Raw genomic sequence first — 9,269 nt, 5'->3', positions numbered from 1 at the left:
CGCCCCCTCCACCACGGTCCCGCCAGCACCGACCGCCCCGCTGTCGTCCCGTGTGGCCCTCCAAACGCTCACGGATCCGCAACGACGACGTTCCGTCTCATACGGATATTGTCGCTGCTTGGCCGGTCGACCGCACGGCGTCCAGCCGAACGCTGTGCGGACGGGCTCGGGAGACGACAGAGCGAGTCTCCCGGTAGCGTGCGGTCGATTCTGCCTTGTTGAATCCACAGACGGCGTAGCGATCACTCCTTGAGTGGTTGTTCGAGATTGTCGACGGCGACGACAGCACCAGTTTTCTGAATTCGCGGTACCAGGCGCTCGGCCCGACAGCGGACCCGAATCGGCGCTTGATTGCCGAAAACGCCGCCTCGATCATCCAACGTTGCCCGTAGAGATCGCTGTCCAACCGTCCGTTGTGGGCGTGATCGTAGTGCGCGAACAGCCAGTGTCTGATGACCGGCCGGACACCTTCGGCACGGAGTGCATCCCGCAGTGACTGATCGTCGTAGCCTTTGTCACCGGCGAGACTCTCGATTTCGTCGGTGTTGCACAGTGCTGCTCGCAGCCCACCTGTGTATCGTGGGGCCAGTGTGCCGAACAGTGGAGGTCGAGGACGGCACACGATTCTGTATCGACCAGGCCGTCGTTTTCAGCGTCCGTATGTGTCGATCCGACCGGTCGACGTAGTGGCCGGATGCCGCTTCGCGGTCGAAAAACGTGGCATCCAGCGCCCCATGCTCGCCGGGATCGCAGGTGGTCGCTGGCCGCCGGAGCAGTTGCCGCCAGATATGGGTTAGCACCCGCTCGGAGGACCGCCACAGCGACGAGGGTGCCGGAATGCCGTCCGAGCCAACTGCAACAGGCCACGAACGCGATCCATCTCGTTCGCCCAATCGACGATTTCGCGGTAGCTCGCGCCCATGTAAATCCAGAAAAATGCAGCGTCAAGTGCTTCCAATCCGCAAATCCGTTGCCAGCCGGGTCACTCACCACCGCCGTGGGGCTGGCGGCACAGCGCTTTTGAGCCAGCGATGCGGCTTGTTTAACGAAGCGGAAGAGTGGCATTGGTACATTCACTCACTCCGCTTCGCTCTCGCCTTCAGAGCGACGCTATCCTCTCGCCATCATCGGATTCAACAGAGCAGATCGAAGAACTTCGAATACGCTCCTCAACTCAATGTACTGCTCTTGATCGGACCATCGCTGGTCACCAACAAAAAGAACAAATAAGCGAAAAGAACCTATAGTTCTCCGTTGGGAACGGCATACCAGTACTGCGTATTGGATGCGTCGGGCCCAAAGTTGGAGCCGGCCTCGTAGTGGTCGGCCGTAATTCTTTCTCTGTAGTCGGTGCCATCACCCAGGTCGCAAAGGGAGAGGTAGTCCTTTTGCCAGGTGATATCATGGGAAGATGAGTTATAACTCCAATTGAGTTCCGTGGCCTCTGTGCTTCCACTTGAGGAGAAATACAGGTTGGGTTGTGAATACGACGCCGATAGAGACCCGCTTCCGCTTGTATCAGTACCTACTGATACACTGATGCCGCCAGATACTGATCACGTCCCATCTTCTGTTCCAGTTGGCGCTCGGTTGACAATCGTAGGGTCAGAGGCGTGGGATTTACCCCACTGGTGACTAGCCATACTGTAGTCGGTCGTCGCGGCGGAGTCGCAGGTCGTATTCCTACCGGGGATTACCTGCGTAGTAGTGCCTAGCCCCCAAAGGGTGTCGTTTGTCGAGTGTGTGTACACAGAAGAAGTCATGACGACTTTGCCTCCTTCACAGTCCCCAAATTCTGTCGTTGAAGATCCCCACTCGCTGAAATCGCCCTGATCGGTTACGTCTTCGGCACTGATGCCGCCATTGCTGGAGCCGGTGGTGATCCTACTCGGGGATTGGATGTGCCCCCCGTTCTGTACGAAGTTTTGTGCAGAGGTGTGCCGTTGGGCACTTTCTGAGTCGACAGTCTTCGACTGATTCTCGATTGTCGTAGTAGTTGTTGAGTTTCTTGAGCGAGAGCGAGTGGAGGAGACAGTGCCGCGATACCGTTTGGCGACCCCGCTTTGGTCGACAGTAATCGCGTACGAGACGAGGGTCTGATTCTCCGACTCGGTTGGTTGAAGGGTGAGAGATGTTTCAGAGCCGAACTTTTCATTGTAGTCCTGCTCCACTTCTCTATGCAACTCCTGAATGTCCCCTTGGGTGATAGGGTTGTCTCGACTTCGTTTGATAAGGCCACTTACCTCGTCAGTTGAGGAAGCAGTAGCCAAGCCGGTTGTTGCTACAAAGCCACCTGCGGCGGCCGCGGTGGTTCTGAGGAATGTTCGACGGCGGGGTTTCCAATTAGAGTCTTCTATGACTCACTAATAACAATCAGTTAGAAGTATAAATAATTATCCATTGGTGAATAAGTATAACTATTTAAATAGACTTAAAATAAATCGTCAGATATAGAATGGGTAGAAGAAAGATAATATACAAAATCCTGGCTATAAAATCCTGAATTCCCGTTCGTCCCTGCTACGCGGAGAATGCGTACACTCTCGGTGGTGCACTCACGAATGCTACACCATCGACAATGGCCGGTGGGCTTGCGACACGCCACCGAAATCTTTGCGACGACTTTACTCTACCATTCGCAGCCTTTACTGTCACAAGCCGTCCATCTGAACTGGGTATCAAAACGCTGTCGCCTGCAAGGGTAGCCGAGCGGTCCATATTTCCCGCAGAAATACCTGGAATATCTGCTTCAGCAGGTATCTTGACCTTGTATGCTGTATTCCCTGTCTCGATCGAGTACACCTGAAGGTACCCATCAGAATCAGAAACGAATACTCGGCTGTCAGACTTCGTGGGGGAGAACGCATGCATTCCTTGAATTTCCGCCTGCCAGGCCACCTGTCCAGATGACAAATTAAGAACGATGACTGACCCGCCACCATTACCAGACACAACAAACCTGTTGGTAATAAGCGGGACATCACCCGGATGCGATCCGTTGACGCCATGGTAGATCCACACAAGCTCACCTTGAGCCTTCGAGAACGCCTGAATCGCACTTGTGGTACGCACGACGATCAAGTTGCGGTTGGATGCCAGGTTACGAGGGATACCCGCAGTTTTGAAGACGCGTGTCCCTGAGTTTTCAGTGAGCCGTGCGAGCGCCCCTTCTCCGTCTTGATTGATGCCAACAAAGAGGTCGTCTGCAGCTTCAAGAACCGCAGTTACAGGGGTACTGTTATCAGGGATGGTATACTTTCGATTTTCCTCCCCTGTGTGGAGGTCGTAGGCCGCAACACTATCATCAAGTGTTACGTATACAGTCGATTCGCCCGTTGTAGGGGGGGTTTGAATCCGCGTGCTTTCTGGAACATTGGTTTTCCAGAGTTGTTCCCCCGTCTTTGGGTCCAAACCATAGAGCGTCCGGGCTTGGGTTTGAATGAGGATGCCTTTTCGTAGGAGTGGTTGAGATGGAGGTTGTGTTACTGATCCGCTTACTGCCGTGGCCCAGCTCAGTTGCAAATCCGGTGATTCAGGGGTGTTAGCAGTTCGAGCGTTGGTCCGGTGTGTCGTCGGCCATGTTCCGGATATCGAACCGATCGGCGTCGCTTCATCAATCGTCTTACTACTGGAGTTCGCGGGCTTTGATCGAGACTCGCTTCTAAGTTGTGGTGTCGTACAACCGGCTAAACTGGCGATAGATGCCGAGATAAATGTCCTTCTTTTCATGTGTATAGTCTTTCTGACCGAACTGCATCACTGTTTCTATCCTACAGCAGAAGCGTTCAGATAAGCTAACTCCATGTGAAGGGATCACCAATGCCGGTGCCGTTCGATAAGTCGACTTTGATACAGGGTAGCTACCGAGTGATGAGCCGCGCTCTTCCGACTGGACCAGTAGTAATCCAAAGAGCATCCGTCTTTAGCTAAGAGATGCTTTGTTGAATCCACAGACAGCGTAGCATCACTCCTTGAGTGCTTGTTCGAGATTGTCGACGGCGACGACGGCACCGGGTCTCGAATCGATTCGGCCACTCCAGTATCCGTCTGAAACCCAGGAGATCCCGGCGACCGCCGAGACACTCGTCAGGCTTCAACCGCCCAAGGGTCCGTCTGAAACCGTCACCGATGCCGCCGAGGGCGTCGTCGAGGGGCGGGCTTCAACCGCCCAAGGGTCCGTCTGAAACTACAGGTCCGCCGAAATCTCTGCCGCTGGGATCGTGCTTCAACCGCCCAAGGGTCCGTCTGAAACATTATCTCCTCTACGCTGTCAGCCTTCTCGTGGGGGCTTCAACCGCCCAAGGGTCCGTCTGAAACCCGGCCAGGGCTGGCGGGACAACCTCTCGTCGACCGCTTCAACCGCCCAAGGGTCCGTCTGAAACCCATGGCCGATTTGGAGGCCATAGCGGCTATCACGCCGGAACTTACTTCACTATTTCCGTCGACCCGCAATAACCCCTGAACCCCTGGGGGGTCGATGGAACGGGCCGGCGACGTGGCCAAATCGCTTGCGACGGCGTCGACGAGCGGCCCGTCGACGTGGGAATCGATCTTCCAGCCACGCTCTCCGTGGGTGTACATTCGCACTTATCGAGTCTCATAAACCCCGTCTTGACCGGATCGACTACCCTGTGGGTGACGGAGAGACTCTGCAACCCGGCGGAACAGAGCGTGACATCCGGAAAGTGCAAACCTGTATCGAATTGTTCGGCATCAACAGTCCACAACGATCCGTCTCAGAACTCGTAGGTGTCGACGCCGTCCGGTAGGTCCTCCGACGCCGGCTGCCGGTCCTGTCGACTCCCGGCGTCGCCCAGACAGGCGGTACAGATGCCGTCGCTCTCGGCGTAGTGGTTCTCACAGACCTGTCTCCCACACAGGTCACAGGCGTCCTCGCTGGTCGCGCTCTCACAGATCTCACAGAGTCCGGTGACGCTCATGCTACACAGTCACACGCCCAGCGGCGAGAGGCTTACGGTCGTGGGTCCCGAACCCCGACTGTGCAGTACGACCGTCTCACTACGGGGCTGGCAGTCGTGCTCGGTGGACTGACCGTCGTCCTGACGGTGGTGGGCTTGGTCGAGAGCCCCGCCGTCCTCGTTCTCGCGGCGACGTTCGGCGTGGCGACGTACTTCGTCTACTACCACGCCAGCGGGCGGATGGCCGATCGGGTCTACCGGCGGGTCGAACAGCAGGCCAGGGTCGACGGCGGTCGCCAGCGACGGACCGGCGCTGGCCCGCGCAAGGAGTGGGAACCGCCGCGCGACGGTGCGAGCGCCCGCCAGGCAGGCGGAGGCGCACGTGCTCGACAGACTGGCGGTTCGCGGCGACAGCGGGGCCAGCGACGCAAGCGACGCGAGCGACGGACCCGCGCGCCGTCGGCGAGCAACGAGATCAGCGCGACGGAGGCCTACAGCCGGCTCGGCCTCGATCCGGGTGCCGATCAGTCCTCGGTCAAGGCCGCGTACCGTCAGAAAGTCAAAGAGGTCCATCCCGACACCGACAGCGGCGACGAGCAGTCGTTCAAACGCGTCAAAGAGGCCTACGAGCGGCTGAACGACTGACCGCCTCGGAGCAGGAGTCGATGCCAGTCCGGCCCTCAGTCGTCGTCGAGCAACACGGCGTCGACGTACTCGGCTGCCGTCTGGCGTGCGGTCGCCAGGGTGTCCGCTTCGTCGAGGACGACTGCACGGGTGCGAGCGCCGTCGACGATCATCATGAGCGCGCGTGCGACGTGCTCGGAGTCGACCGGCGAGAAGACCCCTTCCCTGACGCCGTGGTCGATCACCGTCCGGAGCATGTAGCGGACGTACTCGTCGTTTTGCTGGAACCGCTCGCCGAATGTCTCGTTGTAGGGTGCCTGGCTGCGCATCTCCAGCATCGCGATCAGCAGATCCTGGTGGTCCTCCGCGTCGGCGATCAACTTATCGATCAGTAAGTCGAGCCGCTGTTCGGGGTCGGTCGTCTCCACGTCGTGGACCGCCGCCGCGAACTGATCGAGGATGTAGTCCAGAAACGCCGCGAGGAGGTCCTCTTTCGTCTCGTAGTGGTAGTGTACGGCGGCGGTCGTCTTGCCGTACTCCTCCGCGATGCGCTTGATCGTCAGGTCGGCGTAGCCGTGGTCTCGGAGCGCGCGATAGGTCGCACGCATAATCGCTTCGTCCGACTCCGAGAGTGATCGGTCCGGCGGTTCGGCCATTGCTATAACGTATAGCCAGTCCCGCATAACGCTTTTGACCGCCGAACAGTCACCGGTCAGTCTTCGGGCGGCCGTGCTCGTCGTGTCGCCGTAGCTGTGGTCGCTGTCCGCTTCCAAAGCCTTTTGACTAAACAGTCAGTAAGTAGAATATCGACCGATATGGAGGACGAACCAGCTACCGAGATTCTACACGCGACGTATCGTGCGCTCTGTGAGCACGGCTACGCGAATCTCACCGTGCAGGACATCGCCGCCGAGGCCGACAGGAGCACCGCCTCTATTCACTACCACTACGACGACAAAGACCAGCTGTTCGTCGCCTTCCTCGATTATCTGTACGACCGATACACCGAGCGGCTGGCCGACGCAGGCGGGGACTCGCCGCGGGAACGGCTCGACGCGCTGTTCGAGGTGTCGTGTCGCGCGGATCCGGACGGCCAACAGCAGGCGTTTCGCACGGCGATGCTCGAAGTGATGGCACAGGCACCCTACGACGATGCCATCCGCGAGCGCCTCGCAGAGTTCGACACACTCCTGTTCGAGCGGTTCCAGGAGATCCTGGAAGCCGGCATCGAGACGGGCGCGTTCGACGAGCGCGTCGATCCGGCCGCCGCTGCGGAGTTTCTGACTGCGACGATCACCGGGGCACATACGCGAGAGATCGCGACCGGCACGCCGTCCGACCGCCTCTACGCGACGGTGACACAGTACACCGAGCGGCACCTGCTGGCTGAGGGGCCGACGGGAGGTGCGGACTGATGGGACTCCTCGACCAGATTCGCTCGATGTTCAAAGGTCCCGAAGAGTTCGACCTCACCTCTGGGAGCATCGGCAAACCGCTCTTTTTCCTGTCGATGCCGATCGTGATCACGAACCTCTTCCAGACGGCCTACAACCTCGCGGACACCTTCTGGCTCGGCCAGTACAGCACGGACGCACTGGCCGCGATCTCCTTCGCGTTCCCGATGGTGTTCCTGCTCATCTCGCTGGGTATGGGCATCTCCGTCGCCGGGAGCGTGCTCGTCGCACAGTACACGGGTGCCGACGAGGAGCGAGAGGCGGAGTACGCGGCGTCTCAGACGGTGACCTTCGCGGCTATCGCGTCGATCGTGCTCGGCGTCGTCGGCTTCTTCGCCGTCGAGACGTTCCTCGGGGTGATGGGCGCGTCCCAGGACGTGTTACCCCTGGCGACGAGCTACATGGAAGTGATCTCGCTGGGGCTGCTCTTCATGTTCGGCTTCGCCGTGTTCATCGCGCTCATGCGGGGCTACGGCGACACCATCACCCCGATGGTGGTGATGTTCGGTTCGGTGGTGCTCAACATCGTCATCGACCCGTTCCTGATCTTCGGCTTCGAGAGCAACCCGCTGTTCGCGATGCTCGATCTGGGGGGGCTCGAAGCGACGCTGCTGGCGGCGACGGGCTACACGGGCTCCGGTATCACCGGCGCGGCTATCGCGACGATCTTCTCGCGGGCGGTCGCACTCGTCGTCGGTCTCGCGATCATGTTCAGGGGGACCCGCGGCGTCCAGATCCACCTCGGCGACATGGTGCCCGACCGCGACTACCTCCCGCGGCTCGTCCGGATCGGGCTGCCAGCGTCGGTCGAGGGGATGGGGCGGGCGCTGTCGATGAACCTCCTGCTGTTCATCGTCGCGTTCTTCCCCGACGCCGTCGTCGCCGCCTACGGCATCGGGACGCGCGTGTTCTCGGTGATCTTCCTGCCGGCGATCGCCGTCGCCCGCGGCGTCGAGACGATGACCGGCCAGAACATGGGCGCGGACAAACCCGACCGCGCCCAGCGAGCGACCGGGCTCGCCGCGACGGTCCTCTTCGGCGTGCTCTCGGCTGCGGGGATCCTCGTCTTCTTCGTCGCCGCACCCATCGCCGACGTGTTCACGACCGATCCCGAGGTCGTCGACGTCGCGACGCAGTTCCTGCGCTACGTCGCGCTGACCTTCGGCTTCATCGGGATCATGCGGGCGTACACGGGGAGCTTCCGCGGGGCCGGCAAGACGCTCACCGCCGCCGCGATCTCCGTGCTGATGCTCGGGGTCATCCGGTTCCCGATCGCGTGGTTCGCGGCCGGCGAGATCGGCGAGACCGGGATCTGGCTCTCCTTCGCGATCTCGAACGTCGCTGGCGCGCTGATCGCCTACGGGTGGTATCGCCGCGGGACGTGGCGTGACAACGATCTCACCGAAGACGGCGTCGATCTCGACGACGCGGGGATGGAGCCCGTGACGACGGACGACTGACCATGGCCGAAGGACGTGTCCCAACCGACCACGGGGCAGAGATCGAGCGTCGCCTGGCCGACCTCGTGGACGCGCACGACGATCACCTCCCGTCGCGAGTGTCTCCGATCCTCGACGACCGGTGGTACGGCGAACTGCTGGTAGGGTCGTACGCGTCGGTCGCCGACGAACCGACGGCCGAGACGGCGCTCTCGGGGGCAGTGGCCGTCGAGTTGCTGCGAGAGTACTGTCACCGGCGGGGCAATCTCCTCGGCCATCTCTCGGACGACGACCTCGGCGCGGGGGAACGGACGGCGTCGTTGCTGGCGGGTGATTTCCTCTTCTCGGCGGCGTACTCGGAGCTGCTTGCCGTCGAGGACAGTCGTTGTCGCGACTGCGTCGAGACGATGCTCGACGCATCCAAGCGCATCGTCGAGACGTTCGCCGACGACGCGACCGCCCAGTCCGCGCGCTCGGTGATCGAGGACACGGCCGGGGCACTCGGAGGCAGTGCCGCCGCGGTCGGTGCGACGATCGGCGGGATCGACGACCGGTCTCGGGACCGTCTCGAAGCGCTCGGTCGGAACCTCGCGGCCGGACGAGCAGCCAGGTGGACGCTCGCTCTCGACGCCGACTGCGGGCTCGCGTGGCACGTCGACCACCACGGGCTCGCCCGGTACGCGGAGGAGCGGCTGGCGCTGGCCGACAGGCAGTGTCGAGCGCTCGCGCCCCTCGCGGAGACGGCGCGCCTGCGCCCGTCGTTCGAGGCGATCGAGGACGGCCCCACAGGCACCCGTCCGTAACGGACATATCGATCGCCGACCGAACGATCG

Annotated in this window: 7 protein-coding genes, 1 pseudogene and 1 CRISPR repeat array; of the genes and pseudogenes, 4 read left to right on the top strand and 4 right to left on the bottom strand. The window is 60.8% G+C overall.

Going from position 1 to position 9,269, the window contains the following annotated elements; all coding sequences use genetic code 11:
* Positions 1–242 precede the first annotated feature (242 nt).
* The 3 genes and pseudogenes from IL252_RS12600 to IL252_RS12590 all read right to left on the bottom strand — a co-directional run bounded on the left by IL252_RS12600 (position 243) and on the right by IL252_RS12590 (position 4,940).
* A pseudogene (locus IL252_RS12600) lies at positions 243–1,065 on the bottom strand (IS5 family transposase).
* A gap of 1,455 nt (positions 1,066–2,520) precedes the next feature.
* Positions 2,521–3,729, bottom strand: coding sequence for a PQQ-binding-like beta-propeller repeat protein (locus tag IL252_RS12595; RefSeq protein WP_208628268.1), 1,209 nt, complete (start codon positions 3,727–3,729; stop codon positions 2,521–2,523).
* A 295-nt stretch (positions 3,730–4,024) separates the two neighbouring features.
* A CRISPR array of direct repeats spans positions 4,025–4,382; the repeat unit is 30 nt; unit sequence GCTTCAACCGCCCAAGGGTCCGTCTGAAAC.
* 354 nt (positions 4,383–4,736) lie between these two features.
* On the bottom strand, positions 4,737–4,940 hold the full coding sequence (locus tag IL252_RS12590) for a hypothetical protein (protein ID WP_208628267.1): 204 nt from the start codon (positions 4,938–4,940) through the stop codon (positions 4,737–4,739).
* Between the two features lie 60 nt (positions 4,941–5,000).
* Between IL252_RS12590 and IL252_RS12585 the strand changes: the two genes are divergently transcribed.
* Positions 5,001–5,564 (top strand): J domain-containing protein, encoded by a 564-nt coding sequence (locus tag IL252_RS12585; RefSeq protein WP_208628266.1) that lies wholly within the window; start codon positions 5,001–5,003, stop codon positions 5,562–5,564.
* A gap of 35 nt (positions 5,565–5,599) precedes the next feature.
* Here the strand turns inward: IL252_RS12585 and IL252_RS12580 are convergent, their stop codons facing one another.
* Positions 5,600–6,199, bottom strand: coding sequence for a TetR/AcrR family transcriptional regulator (locus tag IL252_RS12580; RefSeq protein ID WP_153552961.1), 600 nt, complete (start codon positions 6,197–6,199; stop codon positions 5,600–5,602).
* 159 nt (positions 6,200–6,358) lie between these two features.
* On the opposite strand from IL252_RS12580, the gene IL252_RS12575 reads away from it, so the two are divergent.
* Genes IL252_RS12575 through IL252_RS12565 form a run of 3 tightly spaced genes read left to right on the top strand, consistent with a single transcriptional unit; the run spans position 6,359 to position 9,239 of the window.
* On the top strand, positions 6,359–6,958 hold the full coding sequence (locus IL252_RS12575) for a TetR/AcrR family transcriptional regulator (protein WP_208628265.1): 600 nt from the start codon (positions 6,359–6,361) through the stop codon (positions 6,956–6,958).
* On the top strand, positions 6,958–8,457 hold the full coding sequence (locus IL252_RS12570) for an MATE family efflux transporter (protein WP_208628264.1): 1,500 nt from the start codon (positions 6,958–6,960) through the stop codon (positions 8,455–8,457). The genes IL252_RS12575 and IL252_RS12570 overlap by 1 nt, the downstream gene beginning before the upstream one ends.
* A 2-nt stretch (positions 8,458–8,459) precedes the next feature.
* The gene (locus IL252_RS12565) at positions 8,460–9,239 is read left to right on the top strand and encodes a hypothetical protein (RefSeq protein WP_208628263.1); all 780 of its coding nucleotides are present in this window, start codon (positions 8,460–8,462) and stop codon (positions 9,237–9,239) included.
* The last annotated feature ends 30 nt before the right edge of the window (positions 9,240–9,269 follow it).

Source organism: Halomicrobium sp. IBSBa (genome assembly GCF_017612575.1).
Classification (GTDB): Archaea; Halobacteriota; Halobacteria; order Halobacteriales; family Haloarculaceae; genus Halomicrobium.
The sequence above is the reverse complement of the archived record's forward strand: the minus strand, read 5'-3'. Positions and strand labels throughout refer to the sequence as shown.